Origin of the sequence: Rhodococcus sp. 7Tela_A2, assembly GCF_049311045.1 — a bacterium.
GTDB lineage: Bacteria > Actinomycetota > Actinomycetes > Mycobacteriales > Mycobacteriaceae > Rhodococcus.
In genome coordinates this window covers 24,250-40,131 of sequence record NZ_JAXION010000032.1, presented here as the reverse complement: position 1 = coordinate 40,131, position 15,882 = coordinate 24,250, and the positions used below count along the sequence as shown (strand labels likewise).

The window sequence follows — 15,882 nt, the reverse complement described above, 5'->3', positions numbered from 1 at the left end:
AGCGGGGACCGGGCGGGCAAGAGTCAGATCGACGTTCGTCCCGTCGGGGTTGGGGAGGTACAGGCGATCGTCCTTGATTGCCGGCGCGGTCTCGGTGAAGCGGCGGCCGACGGTGACCGATTCGATGTCGACCCGATCGACAACAGCCACCACCGAGCCGGATTGACGGAGAACAAGCGACGTGTCGGTCAGGTAGTGCGGGTTGGTGCGATGAATCGCCAAGTAGCCGAACAGCACGACCATCGACCAGACCGAGACGACCGCGAGGCTCACTCGAAGCCACATCCACGGCAGAAGCAGATGCAGCACCACGATCTCGACGACGGTTGCGACCGCGAAGGCCACCGGCAGCACGAGCGTTCCTTTGTGCGCACCGAGAACGGTCGCGCCCGGTTCGACTCCCGAATGACGTCCACGGATCCACAGCCACAGCGCTCGGTACGCCCTGATCTCGGCGCGGATGAACAACCGGATCGGAGAATGGCCGAGCGCGGCCGCGACCGCGTCCCGAAGCCCGGCACCGTCGCGGCACTGGATCACGATCGCAAGGAGAAACGCGATGATCACCGCGCACCCGAGAGGAACCTCCACTGCCACGAACAACAGCACCGCCTGACGCGTACTGATCACACCGGCCACCAACAAGGTGGCGTCGACAACGAGAACGACCGCCGTCACCACTTGCGTCACTCGTTCGAATCGTCGTATCCGGTCGATCACCATCAGATGTCCTCCGGATTGGAGGACCGGGTGAACAGTTCTCGCTGCACCCGGAGAATGACCTCACGTTGTGCGGGGTCGGGAATCAGTTCGTCGAGCGCCAAAGTCCCGGCAACCCCGCCACCCTCCTCGTCGGCACCGTCGGAGGGCTCGATGATCCCCATCTGCTGTTGATCGAAGAACTCGAGAAGTCGGGTTGCGAGTGCATCGATCTCCGACTCGACCGAGTCCGGGCTGCACCCTTCGAGTTGTGACCAGTGCGCAAGTAGCTTCAGGTACCGCTCGCGCCGGAGGTCGTCGATCATCGTTGCCTCGTAGCCCGTGAGCAGGAACTCGGGCGCGCTCCCCGACATCGAGAGGACTTCGACGAGGTCCCGGTCCAGCCGAAGAGCCGAACCGACCTCGACGGACGGAGCGCCGTCGATGGCGTCGGACAAGGCCGTGGCCAGTCCCGCGGGCAGCGCTGAGATCGGATTGCCGCGATCAACCTCGGCGAGCATCGCGGTGAGCTGCATCTTCTTGCGTGCGAGGATGTTCTGTTCCTTCTCGATGCCGGCGATCAAAGCCCGAAGGTCCGCGGCGACGTCGCGTTCGTCTTCACTCGATCTTTCGTCGGAGAGGATGGCGGCGACCGACCCGAGAGGAACTCCACTGGTCGCCAGCCAGCGGATTCGCATCAAGCGGACAGCGTCGGTGAGGGTGTATTCACGGTAGCCGTTGGATCGACGCCGCGGCTCGTTCAGCAGGCCGAGTCGGTGGTAGTGCCGCACGGTCCGCGTCGTTGTGCCGGCAAATTCGGCGAGCTGGCCTATTCGCATGAATCAAGTCTCAACTATGACGCAAGGTCAAGGTCAAGGGTTCCCCTGCCCACACCGGCGCTTTCGAGGAGTCGCCGGGCACGACGACCACGCATCCAGCTGCGGGTCTGTAGCTGTTCTCTTTGTTTCAAACCTGTTGGCCCGTGAACAACCCCGCGTGTTCTGTGAACCGGGCTGCAATGGGGACGAAACATGGTCTCGGTAGCCTGGTCGCTCCGACACCGACCGGAGGCTCATTGTGCCTGAACAGTTCTCACGGAATGCGGCAGAACTTCTCACGAGGGGTCTCGGCCGTCGCCGTTTCATTCAGAGCGTGGTAGCGGTCGGTGCCGGCGTGGGTGTGGCAGGGGCAGCCGCGGCGTGCTCGGACGCATCAGCGGGACCGACAGTTTCCTCACCTGCTCTGCCGTATGCGGGCGGGATTCCGATCCTGCAGCCGGGCCAAGGTGACCGGTCCGGCGACATATACCTGGGATCGCTCCCCGACGAAGTGCTCTGGGGCTACGTGCCGAATGTGCACACCAGTCCGGTGGTCCAGATGAGGTCGGGACAGACAATCACCATCGACACCGTCTCCCACGAGGGAATACTCGAAGACCAGGGCCGCAACCCCATCGACTACTTCGGTACGAAAGGTGTCGCCGCCGGCGACGTGCTCCAGGACGCTGCGGCGATCGCCGCCGAATACAACCGCACACCACGTGATTTCGGCAAGGATGGATCCCACGTAGTCACCGGACCGGTCTTCGTCGAAGGTGCCGAACCCGGCGATGTCCTCAAGATCGAGACCTTGGAGATCATCCCCCGAGTTCCGTACGGTGTCGTCTCCAGTCGGCACGGCAAGGGTGCGCTTGCGAGGACCGGTGACGGTGGCGCACCCGCGGGTATCGAGATCGCCGAGGTGATGCCACCGGTCTCCACAGACGGGCGAACCGGTGCCGATCCCACCTCGCACGGCAACGTATCGGTCTTCACGACCATCGAAAACGGGCTGGGGGTCATGCCCTTCGGGCAGAACTCTCGCGTCCAGTTTCCGCTCCGCCCGTTCATGGGCATGATGGGCGTCGCATTTTCCACCGACGCCGATCCGACCTCACCCAACTCGAACTCGATTCCGCCGACACTGGGTGGTGGCAACATCGATATCCGGTTGCTGGGCGAAGGTTCCTCCTTCTACCTACCCGTCTTCGCCCCCGGCGCACTCTTCTACGTCGGTGACCCGCACATGGCGATGGGGGACGGTGAAGTGGCGCTCACCGCAATGGAAGGTTCACTGCGCGGGACCTTCCGACTGACCGTCTGCAAACCAGGATCGGGAGATGCACCGAGTGTCGCCTACGGCTACCCGTTCGCGGAAACAACCGAGTCTTGGATCCCCATCGGGCTGTCCGACCCCGACGGCGCGATCGACGGTCAGGGCAGTGACCTCAATGTTGCGATGCGGAGGGCTGTCGTCAATGCTCTGGACTTCCTCGAAAAGGACCAGGGCATGGACCGCGCGACCGCGTACGCATATCTCTCGGCAGCGGCCGACTTCACGGTGTCGCAGGTGGTCGACCGGACCGTGGGCGTTCACGGGCAGATCTACAAGGATCATTTCAGCTGATCATTGCCAATCGCCGAGATCTACCGCGACGAGATGCCGATCCTGCTCTCGACCGGTTGTCAGCGGCGTGTCACCCACTTGTTGACCAACCGGTTGAGCCTTGCCGGTGAGCACTGCGCGACCGTCGCGAGCACTCGTGCCTGCCATCCCACCGCACGGTGCACCCGGCCCCAGGCACGCCCCGGGCGGGTCGCCTCGTAAAGTTCGGCGGCGACATCGTCTGCAGTCAGGTGGATGCCCAGCGTGCGGACGGCACCGACGTTCATGTCGTGCGTCATCGCGGTCTCGACGAACAGCGGCCACAACGCGAACACCCGAATATCGTGCGGGCCCCATTCGAGTTCGAGAGCCTCCGTCAGACCGCGCACCGCAAACTTGGAAGCGCTGTACGTGGCGAGGTCGCGTTGCCCGTAGATCGCCGACGCCGAACAGAGGTTGACGACCTGCGCGCCCGGGGTGCGGCGCAGATACTCGAAGGCACTGTGGCATCCGAGGACGGTGCCCGTGACGTTGACGTCGATGATCCGGCGGTGCCGTTCGGCCGGAGTGTCCTCAAACGGACCGGACGACAGAATGCCGGCGTTGTTGACGAGGATGTCGAGCCGACCGTCCGGGCAGAACTCCGACAGGGCACGGGCCCAGGCGTCGGCGTCGGTGACGTCGAGAATGCCCGTGACCATGTCGGGCTGCGCGTCGGCGAGGCTGTGCAATCCCGCCACGTCGACGTCGAAAGCGCCGACGCGGTAGCCGTGTCGCGCGAACTGCAGTGCGGTGGCCCGTCCGATTCCGGATGCGGCACCGGTGACGAACACGCTGGGTCTGCTCATGCGACGAGCCTAGACACCGGGCTCGGTATACACGCTCGCCGCGACCCCGCGTCGGCGAAGGGCTTGAACGAGGCCCGCGCATCCGTGTAGCTCAGCCCGGGGGACACCGGCTTGCTGATCCCACCTTTCGTCGCGGTGGTCGGGCAGGATCGGGAGATGGCTCCGACCGGTCTGAGCACCATCGGACCGCCCGAGGTATGCCTGGCGGGGGTGAAATCCGCTCGTCCGCGCGAGGTCATCCTCGACCACCCGATCAACGTCGATCCGACCTGGTGAACGATGCCCCGTAGGAGCGGTGCCTTCCCGGAGGACCCGTCGCCGGACAGGACGCTGCCGGTTATCGTTTGAGCGCTTCGGCCCTCGTCGTCGGTTGGACTCGGGTTCTGTGGCCTATCCGACCGGGGAGACTCGTTCAGTACGTGGTTGTCAGCGGTGAGCTGGCTACCAGCGGCGGTGACCTGCGCGATGGTGCGCCCTGCGCCGATTGCGAGACGAAGTCGAGGTTCTCGGCGGCAAGTCGATCGCTGACGCCCTGGGTCGCGCTGTGCCGTCGGCGACCGCGTCAGCGGGTGGACAGCTGCGTGCCGATGACGCGCAGCAGGTCGAGTTTGGCGGCGTTGTCGGTGCCGGGGGTGGCGGTGAAGACGAGGAGGCGATGGCCGGTCTCGGTGTCGAGCAACGTCTGGCAGTGCAGCGTCAGCTCGCCCACGTCGGGATGCGCGAAGCGCTTGGTCATCGGATGCTTTTCGGCGACCTCGTGGTCGGCCCACACGGCCGCGAACTCCGGGCTCACCCGCTTGAGTTCGGCGACGATCGCGCCCGCGCGCGAGCGGTCGCCGGTCCGCGCGTACACGGCCCGCAGCTCGGCGACGAACGTGCGCCCCCGCAGGTCGTGGTCGGCGCGCGCGTACACGTCGCGCGATTCCGGCTCGGTGAACCACCGGTACACGGTGGCGCGGCGCAGTCCGCTCAGCTCCCGCGCGTCGCCGAGGAGCGCACGGGCGGGCTCGGTCTGGGCGAGGGTTTCCCCCAGCTCGGTCACGACCTGCGCGGGGGTGTCGGTGAGACGCTCGAGGATCCGCTGTATCCCGGGTGAGACGTGCAGATCTGCCGTGACACGCTCGGGAGCGGCGTGCCCGCTCAGCCGGAACAGATGGTCGCGCTCGGCGCGGTCGAGGTGCAGGGCACGGGCCAGGGCAGCGAGGATCTGCACGGAGGGCTGCGGTCCCCGCGACTGCTCGAGCCGGTTGAGGTAGTCCGTAGACATGCCCGCCAGCACGGCGACCTCTTCCCGCCGCAGCCCGGGCGTGCGCCGTCGGGGACCGCGCGGCAGTCCGACGTCTTCAGGCTGCAGTGCTTCGCGGCGCTTGCGCAGGAACTCGGCCAGCTGATGCATGCTCTCATCCTCCTCGTGTGCGCGGCGCCGAGCCAGGTATCCGCGGTCCCTCGATCGCTGGGGCCTGGATGGGCGGACGGATGCGGCGGAGCCTGAGGACATGACCAACGAACGAATCATCCTCATCACCGGCGGCTCGCGTGGGCTGGGCCGCGCCGCCGCCCTCGCCCTCGCCGACGGCGGCGACGACATCGTGCTCACCTACCGTAGCGATGCGGAGGCAGCAGCCGCCGTGGTCGCCGAGGTCCGCGCGCGAGGACGGCGGGCGGTGGCCCTCGCGCTGGACACCACCGCCCCCGAGACCTTCGCGGAGTTCGCGGAGCGGTTGCGTGAGACTCTCGACACCCAGTGGGCCCGCGACACGTTCGACGTTCTGGTGAACAACGCCGGTTATGGCGGTGCCGCACCCGTGGGAGCCTTCGACCGCGACGGCATCGAGCGCCTCGTCTCCGTGCACTTCACGGGTGTCGTGCTGCTGACCCAGCAGCTGTTGCCCGCGCTCGCGGACGGCGGCCGCATCCTCAACGTGTCCACGGGGCTGACCCGCTTCGCCGCGCCCGGCATGGCGGTGTACGCGGCGGTCAAGAGCGCGGTGGAGACCTTCACGGTGTATCTCGCGCAAGACCTGGGCGCCCGCGGCATCGCCGTGAACGTCATCGCGCCGGGAGCGACCGCCACCGACTTCGGCGGGGGCGCAGTGCGCGACGACGAGCGATATCGCGCCGTGGTGCTGCCGACGGTCGCGATGGGCCGCATCGGCGAGCCCGACGACATCGGGGCGGCCGTCGCCGCGATCCTCGATCCCCGGATGGCGTGGGTCACCGGTCAGCGGATCGAGGCCTCCGGCGGCCAGCGACTGTGACGGCGGGTGTAGCGGGCTGAGCGGAGCGGCCGTTCTCTTCGCGGCACTGCTGGTCACGCCTTCATCGGCGAGGTGATCAACTCGAACCCGGCGCAGGTCGTCGCGGCCGGGGCCGCGGGGGGCCCGGGGGGGGGGGGGCCCCCGGCGGGGGTTTTTGGGCCCCCGCCCCGCGGGGGGGGGGCGCGGCGCGGGGGGGGGGGCCCGCCGCGGTCGGTTTCGAGCCGAGTCCGTAGATTTTCCGACCACCCGCGGGCACCGGCGCCGCGTCTGTTCACGAACGCACGTGCATCCGTTCGCCTTGGGGACCGAAGATCGCCAACACCTCGCACGCGTCGGGGCCGGGATTGCCGATCCAGTGGGGAGTACGGGTATCGAATTCGACGACCTCTCCTGGTGAGAGCACCATGTCTCGGCTACCGAGGATCAGACGCAGCCGCCCGCTGAGGACGTAGAGCCACTCGTAACCCTCGTGCGTCTGCAACGTCGGCTGGGCAACGTCGTCGACGGTGGGAAGCACCATCTTGAAGGACTGAAGGCCGCCGGGACGCCGGGTCAGCGAAAGGAACGTCCGGCCGTGCCGGGTCACCGCCTTCGGCCGGATTCTGGGGTCGCCGGTTTCCGGGGCGTCGACGAGTTCGTCGAGTGCGACGCGGTAGGCGCGGGCCAGCGGCAGCAGAAGTTCGAGGGTGGGCCTGCGCTGTCCCGATTCGAGCCGGGACAGGGTGCTGACGGAGATGCCGGTCTCCGCGGCGAGGTCGCCGAGGGTGGCCTCCCGCTCGAGCCTGAGCTGTCGAAGTCTCGGGCCCACGCCCTTCAGCACGTCTTCGTCTTCCATGGCATCCAGTATGCCCGACTTCTTTGCTGACTCGGCAAGAATGTTTGCCAATTCCGGTTTCGGGTCTGCACCCTGGGAACATGACGGATAACGAGAACTTCGATGTGGTGATCATCGGCGGCGGCGCTGCCGGCCTGAGCGGCGCGATGGCGCTGGGCCGGTCCCGTCGCCGGGTGCTGGTGATCGACGCCGGAGAACCCCGCAATGCCCCCGCCGAGCATGCGCACAACTACCTCGGCCGGGAAGGCGTCGCTCCGTTTGGCCTGCTGGCCGACGGCAGAGCCGAGGTGGAAGCGTACGGCGTCGAAGTCACCGGCGATCGGGTGCAAGCCGTGACCCGAACAGAGCACGGCTTTGCCGTGGGCACCGGAAACGGACGCGAGGTGACAGCCCGGCGCGTGCTGATCGCGACCGGCGCGGTTGACGAGTTGCCCGACGTTCCCGGACTGGCAGCACGATGGGGCCGCGACGTGCTGCACTGCCCCTACTGCCATGGCTGGGAGGTGCGCGATCGAGCGATTGCGGTGCTGGCGACTACCCCTATGGCAGGACATCAGGGTCTGCTCTTCCGTCAACTGACCGACGACGTCGTGATCGTCGTCGCCGACGGGGTGGAACTGCCGCACGACGATGTGGAACGGATGGCCGCCATCGGTGTGCGGATCGAGCACGGCACTCCGAAGGAGGTCGTCACCGATGGTGATCGACTGGTGGGGTTGCGGCTCGCCGACGGTTCGGTCCTCGAACGGGAGGCGATCGTGGTCGGGGCGCGGCCGCAGGTACATCTCGAGTTCCTCGCGCCTCTGGGACTGGAGCCGCAAGAGGTCGAGTTCGGTGGGGTGCCGATGGGCACCGTGATCCCGGTCGACGCGATGGGAGCAACCACTGTTCCCGGTCTCTACGTAGCCGGCAACGCGACCGACATCAGCATGACCCTGATCGGCTCGGCCGCACACGGAAATCGGGTGGGCGCCTTCATCAATGCGGACCTGGCTGCCGAGGACGCCGACCGTGCGGTCGCCGAGCGCAGGGCCGAGATGTTCGAGCAACCCGCGTGGGAGGATCGCTACTCCGGGGATCGCGTCTGGAGCGGAAACGTCAACCCGCAACTCGAGGCCGAGGCATCCGCCCTCGCACCCGGGCGGGCACTCGACGTGGGCTGCGGCGAGGGTGCCGACGCGATCTGGCTGGCCGGCCGCGGCTGGTCGGTGACTGCCCTCGACTTCGCCGTCGCGGCATTGGACAAGACCGCCGCACACGCAGCCCAGGCCGGAGTCGGTGACCGCGTCACGACCCGCCAGGCAGACATCCGCAGTTGGGAGCCCGGTGAGGAGCGCTGGGACCTGGTCTCGTCGCAGTTCATGCACCTGCCCGACGGCGGAATGGTCGACGTCACCCGGCGTCTCGGCTCCGCGGTCGCCCCCGGCGGCACTCTGCTCGTGGTGGGCCACCATCCCGACGACATGGCCACCGGGCTCCGGCACGGCCACCACTCGTTCCTCTTCACTCCCGAATCGCTCGTGAAGGCGCTCGAGGACGGCAAGTGGGAGATCGAAGTCTGTGAGGCCCGATCCCGCACGGCCACCCACCCGCACACCGGCGAGGAGATCACCGTCCGCGACTCGGTGCTGCGCGCGCGACGACTCGGCTGAGTTCGCAGCGGTGTGACGTGAAGAGTGCATGCTTTTTCGCTTGACCTTCTCGCTACGGCAACTTCTACGGTCGGAGCCGAGACCGGACCGACCGGTCTCGCGGAACGATGGGAACGGATATGAGCTGGTCGATCGCGGATGTGGCGAGGATGTCGGGAGTCACCGCCCGCACTCTTCGGCATTACGACGACATCGGACTGCTCGAGCCTGCCTATGTGGGCGCCAACGGCTACCGCTACTACGAGGAGGAGCAACTGCTGCGCCTGCAGCAGATTCTCGTACTGCGTGAAATCGGACTGAGCCTCGCCGAGATCGCACACGCGGTCGACTCCGAGCCGGACACGCTCGCCGCCCTCAAACGGCAGCACGACCGTCTGCTGACGGAACGGAACCGACTGGGACGGATGGCCGACACGGTGGCGCGCACCATCGCCGAAATCGAAGGGACAACGGCAATGACCGGAAAGATCAACCGCCCGGAGAACCTGTTCGAGGGCTTCGATTACAAGCAGTACGACGACGAGGCCCGCGAGCGCTGGCCGGAGGAGTTCGAGCAGTCCCGGCGCAAGACCGCCACGCTGACCACCGACGACGTCGAGAACACGCAGCGTGAGGTCACCGCGGCGATGATCCGTATGGCAGAGTTCATGGCCGCCGGAACCCAGGTCGGAGACGCGGCCGTGCAAGCGGAAATCCACACGCAGTACCAGGGCATCTGCCGCATGTGGACCCCGAACCGGGACGCGTACAAGTGCCTGGGGCAGATGTACGTGGACGACGAGCGGTTCAAGGCGAACTACGAGAAGATCGCCGAGGGCCTGGCCGAGTATCAGCGAGACGCCATGGTCGTCTACGCAGACGAGAGGCTCGGCGACTAGCAACCATCGTCTGAACCGGTACCCCTGAGCCGACCGACTCGGGGGTACCGGCAGCTGTGAAGTAGCGTTCGCTCTCCGCTCCCGAATCCGGTGCAGCGATCAGGACTGCTCAGGCATTTGCCTGCGCGGACCGAATCTCCGACCGGGTGATACGCAACAGTTCGTCGAGTGCATGCCGACTGCGGGTGAAGCAGGCGATTCGGCGGTCGAGGTCCTCGATCTCGGTGCTCAGCCGCTCGGCGAAAACCCGATCGCAGTTGCTCGTCCACCTGCCTTCCCGGTCGTCGCGTTGGTCGATGACGATCGAGATCAGACGAGTGGGTACACCGGACGTGACCAGGTCGCGAATCCACTTCGCGCGATCGACGTCATCCTCTGTGTACTCGCGGTAGCCGTTCGCGCCCCTCGTCGGGTGGAGCAGACCCTCCTGCTCGTAGTAGCGCAACATCCGGGAGCTGAGTCCGGTGTGACGGGACAGGTCGCCGATCCGCATAGGTTCCCTCGATTTCGGGCTTGACCTTGACACTGATGTCAAAGTTTAGCGTCGGGCCATGACCGACATCGACGGATCGAACACATCCGAAAGCACGACGAACGAATCCACCGCGGGGATCCAACCGAACGCTGCCGCACTGCCGTGGCCGAAGTTGCTCGCATTGGCCTGCGCGGCATTCGCAACGGTGACGATGGAGATGCTTCCTTCGGGGCTTCTCCCGCAGATCGGGCGCGGTCTGGGGGTCGATCCGGCCGTGGTGGGAATGTTGGTCACGGCGTGGGCACTCACGATCGTGGTCACCGGTATCCCACTCGTCCGGATCACCAGAAAGGCCCGCCGGGCGCGGCTGATCCCCGCAGCCCTCGGTGTGGTCGCGGCGGCGGGGGCGGCCACGGCATTCGCGCCGACCTTCGAGACGGCTTTGCTCGGGCGAGTGATCGCTGCAGCCGGACACGGTGTGTTGGTGGCGGTGATCGTCGTGTATGTCGCCGACATCGTGGCACCCGAGCGCATCGGCCGTGCGATGGCCATCGTGCTCGCCGGGCCCACGATCGCCGGTTTCGTCGGGCTGCCCCTCGGAACCGCGCTCGCGGACGTGGTCGGGTGGCGTGCGATATTCGCGGGAGCGTCGGTGGTTCTCGCCGTCATCGCCGTCGCCCTCGTGCCGCTCCTCGCCGATACCGGCGAGTCGGTGGGAACAGCCGATCGTGCCTCGGCGGCGCGATGGGATCGCAGTGCGATCCCCTCCGTCGGGACCGCAGTGGCCGGGGCGCTCGTGCTGGTCGGACACTTCGTGGTCTTCACCTACGTCTCGCTGGTGGTCACCGATGTCGCGCAGTACGAACCCACTGGGCTCGCGTGGTTCCTGGCACTGTTCGGCGCGGCCGGGGCGGTCGGTTTGGTGCTGTCGGCCTGGCTCTCGGATCGCTGGCCGAGAGCGACCCTGCCCGCGGTTGCCCTGGCGATGCTCGCCGCGTTCGCCCTGGTGACGATCGCACCCACGACGCCCGCGGTGTTCGTGACCGCGATCGTGGTGTGGGGGACTGCCATCGGGTTGCTTCCACCCGTATTCCAAGTCCGCGTCGTCCGGCTCGCGTCCGCGCAGTTCCGTTCCCTCGCGGGAGCGGTGGTGATCACGCTCCTCAACCTCGGCGTCGCCGCGGGGGCTGCACTCGGAAGCCTGGTGGCCGGTTCGGGTACTGGTGCGTTGGCACCGGTCGCGATGGCCGTGACAGCCGTCGGCACGATAGGCCTGCTGCTTCTCGGGCGGGGCGGCGAGCCGACCGAGGGAGATACGTCCACCCCGAACTCCGCGGTAGCCGACGAGGTGGTGGTGGGCACCGCGTCCACCACCACCCCGGTGCCGGATTCCCTACGCCCCGACAGCGTTCGACAGCGCGGTGAGGCGGTCGCGTTCGAGGTCGGTGAGCGTGAGACGTGTGGCGTCGAGCAGTGCGGGTAGCTGCTCGATCCCGCTGACACTGGCGAGCGGGGCGACGACACCGGGGCGGGTGAGCAGCCAGGCCAGCGCGACCGTGGAGATCTCGACCGCGTGGGCGGTCGCGATCTCACCGAGTGCGTCGACCACGGCGAGGCCGGCATCGGTGAGGTAGCGCGAGGCCATCCGCTCGCGGACCCGGCCGGTGAAGTCGTCCTGCGACCGGTATTTGCCGGTCAGGAACCCCGAGGCGAGGGAGTAGTACGGCAGCACACCCAGGTTGTGCTCGAGAGCGATGGGGGCGTAGCCGGTCTCGTACTCCGCCCGGTGGACGAGGTTGTAGTGCGGTTGCAGCGATACGGGAGCGTCGAACCCGTGCGCGTCCGCGATCTCGAGCCATTCGGAGACCCGGGCGGGGGAGAAGTTGGACAGGCCCACGTAGCGCACCTTGCCGTCGCGGACGAGTTCGTCGAACGCGGCCACCGTCTCGGCGAGCGGCGTGTCGGGGTCGTCGGAATGCGCGTAGTACAAGTCGATGTGGTCGGACTGCAACCGCTTCAGGGAGGCGTCGGCGGCGGCGCGGACGTTCGCGGGGGCGAGGCCGGTGTGTTCGGGATGGTGCCCGACCTTGGTTGCGATCATCACCTCGTCGCGATTGCCGCGCGCTGCCGCCCAGTTGCCGAGGATCGTCTCGGATTCGCCACCCGAGTTGCCGGGCGCGAAGGCGGAGTAGGAGTCCGCGGTATCGATGAGGTTGCCTCCCGCGGCGCGAAACGCGTCGAGGATCTCGAAGGATGCGGTTTCGTCGGCTGTCCAGCCGAAGGTGTTGCCGCCGAGGGCGAGAGGGAAGATGTCGAGCCGGGAATTGCCGATCGTGGTCACGATGCTCCTGGGTAGGCCGATGTCGAGTACGTGCGCACCCTAACCACACTTCGCCGTACCCGTGTTCGATCGGGTCGTCAGCTGGGCGGACGCAACGCGGCGAATTCGTCGGTCACGCGCAGCCGCGATTCCGTGAACCGGTACAGCGCGGGCGGGCGGCCACCGGCGGGGCCGGGCGGTGCGGTGTTTCCGGTCGCCGTGAGCACGCGGCGCCGCGCCAGTACGCGCTGCAGGTTCGTCGCATCCACCTGGTATCCCAGTGCGGCACAGTAGATGTCGCGCAATGTCGACATCGAGAACTCTGCGGGCGCGAGTCCGTACGCAATGTTGGTGTAGGAGAGTTTCGCTGCGAGGCGGGTTCTGGCGTTGCCGACCATCCGTCCGTGGTCGAACGACATCGCGGGCAGTTGCGAGACGGGATGCCACGACGTGTCCGCCGGTAGCTGCGGGTCGGACGTGATCGGCACCAGGCCCAGGTACGTCGACGCGATGGTGCGTTCGCCGGGCACCCGCTGGGGATCGGAGTACACCGACAACTGCTCGAGGTGGGCGACCTCGCGCACGTCCACCTTCTCGGCCAGTTGGCGACGTGCGGACGAGGTGAGGTCCTCGTCGTCGCGGAGCGTGCCTCCCGGCAGCGACCACGTTCCGGCTTCGGGATCGAGGGCGCGTTGCCACAGCAGGACCCCGAGTTCGGGGTCGCCGCCCGGGTTCCGTGACGAGGGCGGGAAGGTGCGGACCTGGAACACCACGATGAGCACTTCGTGACGAGTGTTACTATGTGGCATGTTTTCGATTCTAAGTCGAAAACCCCTGAAAGCGGAAATCCGAGCGCAGCCCGCCCGGAATCCCCTTCCCGAAGGAGCAAGGCCATGACCACGACCGAGTGGGCGGGAGCCGCCGCCATCGTCGACGGCCCCGGTGGTTACACGGGCATCGAGGCAACACCGGAATGGGCCGACGAGGTCCGCCGGCTCGCCCGAGCGCGCAACGCGACGGTGCTGGCGCACAACTATCAGCTGCCTGCGATCCAGGACGTCGCAGACCACGTCGGCGACTCGCTCGCCCTCTCGCGCATCGCGGCGGAGGCCGAAGAAGGCACCATCGTCTTCTGCGGCGTCCACTTCATGGCGGAGACCGCGAAGATCCTCAGCCCGGACAAGACCGTCCTGATCCCCGACGAACGCGCGGGTTGCTCGCTGGCCGACTCCATCAACGCCGACCAGCTCCGCGAGTGGAAGGCCGAACACCCGGACGCGGTGGTCGTCTCCTACGTCAACACGACCGCCGAGGTCAAAGGCCTGACCGACATCTGCTGCACGTCGTCCAACGCGGTCGACGTGGTCGCGTCGATCGACCCGGACCGCGAAGTGCTGTTCCTGCCCGACCAGTTCCTCGGCGCGCACGTCAAGCGCGTCACCGGGCGCGAGAACATCCACATCTGGGCCGGTGAGTGCCACGTACACGCGGGGATCAACGGTGACGAACTCACCGCCAAGGCCAAGGCACATCCCGACGCCGACCTCTTCGTTCACCCCGAGTGCGGTTGCGCGACGTCGGCGCTCTACCTCGCGGGGGAAGGGTTCGTCCCCGACGACAAGGTGAAGATCCTGTCGACCGGCGGCATGATCGACGCCGCCCGCGAAACCGGCGCGAAGCAGGTTCTCGTCGCCACCGAGGTCGGGATGCTGCACCAACTCCGTAAGGCCGCGCCGGGCATCGACTTCCAGGCCGTGAACGATCGCGCCTCCTGCCCGTACATGAAGATGATCACCCCTGCCGCTCTGCTGCGGTGCCTCCAGGAAGGCAAGGACGAGGTGCACGTCGCTCCCGACGTCGCCGAGCGTGCCCGCCTGTCGGTGCAGCGAATGATCGCCATCGGAAACCCGGGTGGCGGCGAGTGACGACCCGCACGAGCGCGGTGGTGTGGGAAGACCACACCGACCTCGTCGTGATCGGCGGTGGGGTCGCCGGCCTCACCGCCGCGCGGGCCGCGTCCCGGCGCGGGATGCGGGTGCTCACCGTGAGCAAGGGTGGGCCCACCGACACCTCCACCCAGTACGCGCAGGGTGGTATCGCCGTGGTCGCGCCGCAGGGTGACACCGTCGACGCGCACGTCGCCGACACCGTCGCCGCCGGTGGTGGGCTGTGTGACGGCGACGCCGTGCGATCGATCGTGTCGGCGGGTCCCGACGCGGTCGCCGCACTGCGCGACCTCGGCGCGGTGTTCGACACCGGCCGGGACGGCGACGTCGCCCGCACCCGGGAAGGCGGGCACAGCATCCGCCGCATTATCCATGCCGGCGGCGACGCGACCGGCGCCGAAATCCAGCGTGCGCTCGGTGCCGCGGGTCTGCCCGTGCTGTTCGGTGCGGCCGCAGCACGGATCCTCACCGACGACGCCGGCGTGACCGGGGTACTGGTGTTCGACGAGCGCGGCGCCGGTGTCGTCCACGCTCCCGCGGTGCTGCTCGCCACCGGCGGGCTGGGACAGCTCTATGCGTGCAGCACCAACCCGCCCGGGGCGACGGCCGACGGCATCGCGCTCGCCTTCGCGGCAGGTGCGGGGATCGCCGATCTCGAGTTCGTCCAGTTCCACCCCACGGTGCTGTTCGCCGCCGGTGGCGTGGGACGGCGACCGCTCATCAGCGAGGCGGTCCGCGGCGAGGGCGCTCGCCTCGTCGATTCGCGGGGCGAATCGGTCGCCGGCGGTGTCCATCCGCTCGGCGACCTGGCACCTCGTGACGTGGTCTCCCGCGCGATCGCGAGGCGCCTCGCCGATCTCGGTGAGGATCACGTCTTCCTCGATGCACGCCACCTCGACGATTTCGCGAGGCGGTTCCCGACCATCACGGCCCTGTGCGCCGACGCGGGGCTCGATCCTGCCCACGACCTGCTGCCGGTCGCCCCGGCCGCGCACTACTCGTGTGGCGGTGTCGTCACCGACATCCACGGGCGCACCCGGATTCCGGGGCTGTACGCGGCCGGGGAAGTCGCCCGCACCGGGCTGCACGGGGCGAACCGTCTCGCGTCCAACAGCCTGCTGGAAGGGCTGGTGCTCGGCGAACGCGCCGGCATCGCCGCCGCTGTGGAACGCACCGGTCTGCGGGTCGAAGCGACCGACGCGTTGCCGCCCGTCCTGCCCCGACTCGACCGGGACGTCCTGCAACAGTTGATGACACGGCACGCGTCGGTCGTCCGGGATGCGGACGGACTCGCGGCCGCGTCGGCCACGCTCGGCTCGGCCCCGAACAGCACGTGCATCGACCTGCCGCTGCTCGAAGACGCCGCGCTCACCGTCACGGCGCGGGCACTCGTCGCCGCGGCGGAGCGGCGCACCGAGTCACGTGGCTGTCATACCCGAAGCGACCACCCCGAGTCCCACCCCGGCCAGGCACACAGTATCGAGATGCGTCTCGGCCTCGATGGCGACACCGTCGTCACCACCCCGCAACTGACAGGAGCGAACTGA

The 15,882-nt window shown here is 67.8% G+C and carries 16 protein-coding genes; 8 read left to right on the top strand and 8 right to left on the bottom strand.

The window, feature by feature from the left end; translation table 11 throughout:
- Both TVH25_RS08635 and TVH25_RS08630 read right to left on the bottom strand, forming a co-directional pair.
- A partial coding sequence (locus TVH25_RS08635; RefSeq protein ID WP_422423836.1) for a hypothetical protein occupies positions 1 to 690 on the bottom strand: 690 nt, incomplete at its 3' end.
- Positions 691 to 722: 32 nt separating this feature from the next.
- A complete protein-coding gene (locus TVH25_RS08630) occupies positions 723 to 1,538 on the bottom strand; it encodes a MerR family transcriptional regulator (RefSeq protein WP_206036637.1) in 816 nt (271 codons plus the stop codon).
- Positions 1,539 to 1,842: 304 nt separating this feature from the next.
- Here TVH25_RS08630 and TVH25_RS08625 point away from each other — a divergent pair, with 304 nt between their 5' ends.
- Positions 1,843 to 3,144, top strand: coding sequence for an acetamidase/formamidase family protein (locus tag TVH25_RS08625; protein WP_422423837.1), 1,302 nt, complete (start codon positions 1,843 to 1,845; stop codon positions 3,142 to 3,144).
- A 59-nt stretch (positions 3,145 to 3,203) separates the two neighbouring features.
- On the opposite strand, the gene TVH25_RS08620 is transcribed toward TVH25_RS08625, so the two are convergent.
- Positions 3,204 to 3,971 (bottom strand): SDR family oxidoreductase, encoded by a 768-nt coding sequence (locus TVH25_RS08620; protein ID WP_169620103.1) that lies wholly within the window; start codon positions 3,969 to 3,971, stop codon positions 3,204 to 3,206.
- Positions 3,972 to 4,082: 111 nt separating this feature from the next.
- Between TVH25_RS08620 and TVH25_RS08615 the strand changes: the two genes are divergently transcribed.
- Positions 4,083 to 4,247, top strand: a complete 165-nt coding sequence (locus TVH25_RS08615; protein WP_296549776.1) for a hypothetical protein — start codon at positions 4,083 to 4,085, stop codon at positions 4,245 to 4,247.
- Positions 4,248 to 4,533: 286 nt separating this feature from the next.
- Here the strand turns inward: TVH25_RS08615 and TVH25_RS08610 are convergent, their stop codons facing one another.
- Positions 4,534 to 5,367 carry a helix-turn-helix transcriptional regulator gene (locus TVH25_RS08610; protein WP_422423835.1) on the bottom strand — a complete coding sequence of 278 codons (834 nt, stop codon included), beginning with the start codon at positions 5,365 to 5,367 and terminating at the stop codon, positions 4,534 to 4,536.
- Positions 5,368 to 5,467: 100 nt separating this feature from the next.
- On the opposite strand from TVH25_RS08610, the gene TVH25_RS08605 reads away from it, so the two are divergent.
- Positions 5,468 to 6,229, top strand: coding sequence for an SDR family NAD(P)-dependent oxidoreductase (locus tag TVH25_RS08605; RefSeq protein WP_296549772.1), 762 nt, complete (start codon positions 5,468 to 5,470; stop codon positions 6,227 to 6,229).
- 271 nt (positions 6,230 to 6,500) lie between these two features.
- Here TVH25_RS08605 and TVH25_RS08600 read toward each other — a convergent pair whose 3' ends face one another.
- Positions 6,501 to 7,064 (bottom strand): helix-turn-helix domain-containing protein, encoded by a 564-nt coding sequence (locus tag TVH25_RS08600; protein WP_169620099.1) that lies wholly within the window; start codon positions 7,062 to 7,064, stop codon positions 6,501 to 6,503.
- Positions 7,065 to 7,144: 80 nt separating this feature from the next.
- Between TVH25_RS08600 and TVH25_RS08595 the strand changes: the two genes are divergently transcribed.
- Positions 7,145 to 8,716: an FAD-dependent oxidoreductase gene (locus TVH25_RS08595; protein WP_422423834.1), complete on the top strand. Its 1,572-nt coding sequence runs from the start codon at positions 7,145 to 7,147 to the stop codon at positions 8,714 to 8,716.
- 119 nt (positions 8,717 to 8,835) lie between these two features.
- A complete protein-coding gene (locus TVH25_RS08590) occupies positions 8,836 to 9,594 on the top strand; it encodes a MerR family transcriptional regulator (RefSeq protein WP_422423833.1) in 759 nt (252 codons plus the stop codon).
- Positions 9,595 to 9,703: 109 nt separating this feature from the next.
- Here TVH25_RS08590 and TVH25_RS08585 read toward each other — a convergent pair whose 3' ends face one another.
- Positions 9,704 to 10,087 carry a MerR family transcriptional regulator gene (locus tag TVH25_RS08585; protein ID WP_296549767.1) on the bottom strand — a complete coding sequence of 128 codons (384 nt, stop codon included), beginning with the start codon at positions 10,085 to 10,087 and terminating at the stop codon, positions 9,704 to 9,706.
- Positions 10,088 to 10,145: 58 nt separating this feature from the next.
- Between TVH25_RS08585 and TVH25_RS08580 the strand changes: the two genes are divergently transcribed.
- Positions 10,146 to 11,552 carry an MFS transporter gene (locus TVH25_RS08580; RefSeq protein WP_422423831.1) on the top strand — a complete coding sequence of 469 codons (1,407 nt, stop codon included), beginning with the start codon at positions 10,146 to 10,148 and terminating at the stop codon, positions 11,550 to 11,552.
- Here the strand turns inward: TVH25_RS08580 and TVH25_RS08575 are convergent.
- On the bottom strand, positions 11,463 to 12,410 hold the full coding sequence (locus TVH25_RS08575) for an aldo/keto reductase (protein ID WP_422423830.1): 948 nt from the start codon (positions 12,408 to 12,410) through the stop codon (positions 11,463 to 11,465). The two genes, TVH25_RS08580 and TVH25_RS08575, sit on opposite strands and share 90 nt — an antisense overlap.
- A 77-nt stretch (positions 12,411 to 12,487) precedes the next feature.
- Positions 12,488 to 13,198, bottom strand: coding sequence for an NUDIX hydrolase (locus TVH25_RS08570; RefSeq protein ID WP_169620093.1), 711 nt, complete (start codon positions 13,196 to 13,198; stop codon positions 12,488 to 12,490).
- A gap of 84 nt (positions 13,199 to 13,282) precedes the next feature.
- On the opposite strand from TVH25_RS08570, the gene nadA reads away from it, so the two are divergent.
- A complete protein-coding gene (gene nadA / locus TVH25_RS08565) occupies positions 13,283 to 14,314 on the top strand; it encodes a quinolinate synthase NadA (RefSeq protein ID WP_169620092.1) in 1,032 nt (343 codons plus the stop codon).
- Positions 14,311 to 15,882, top strand: coding sequence for an L-aspartate oxidase (locus TVH25_RS08560; protein WP_422423829.1), 1,572 nt, complete (start codon positions 14,311 to 14,313; stop codon positions 15,880 to 15,882). Before nadA ends, TVH25_RS08560 begins: the two co-directional genes overlap by 4 nt.

Bases quoted from the DNA above. Each gene is read 5' to 3' on its own strand.
- TVH25_RS08630 (WP_206036637.1), bottom strand. From the start codon at position 1,538: ATGCGAATAGGCCAGCTCGCCGAATTTGCCGGCACAACGACGCGGACC.
- TVH25_RS08620 (WP_169620103.1), bottom strand. From the start codon at position 3,971: ATGAGCAGACCCAGCGTGTTCGTCACCGGTGCCGCATCCGGAATCGGA.
- TVH25_RS08610 (WP_422423835.1), bottom strand. From the start codon at position 5,367: ATGCATCAGCTGGCCGAGTTCCTGCGCAAGCGCCGCGAAGCACTGCAG.
- TVH25_RS08605 (WP_296549772.1), top strand. From the start codon at position 5,468: ATGACCAACGAACGAATCATCCTCATCACCGGCGGCTCGCGTGGGCTG.
- TVH25_RS08600 (WP_169620099.1), bottom strand. From the start codon at position 7,064: ATGGAAGACGAAGACGTGCTGAAGGGCGTGGGCCCGAGACTTCGACAG.
- TVH25_RS08595 (WP_422423834.1), top strand. From the start codon at position 7,145: ATGACGGATAACGAGAACTTCGATGTGGTGATCATCGGCGGCGGCGCT.
- TVH25_RS08590 (WP_422423833.1), top strand. From the start codon at position 8,836: ATGAGCTGGTCGATCGCGGATGTGGCGAGGATGTCGGGAGTCACCGCC.
- TVH25_RS08585 (WP_296549767.1), bottom strand. From the start codon at position 10,087: ATGCGGATCGGCGACCTGTCCCGTCACACCGGACTCAGCTCCCGGATG.
- TVH25_RS08580 (WP_422423831.1), top strand. From the start codon at position 10,146: ATGACCGACATCGACGGATCGAACACATCCGAAAGCACGACGAACGAA.
- TVH25_RS08570 (WP_169620093.1), bottom strand. From the start codon at position 13,198: ATGCCACATAGTAACACTCGTCACGAAGTGCTCATCGTGGTGTTCCAG.
- nadA (WP_169620092.1), top strand. From the start codon at position 13,283: ATGACCACGACCGAGTGGGCGGGAGCCGCCGCCATCGTCGACGGCCCC.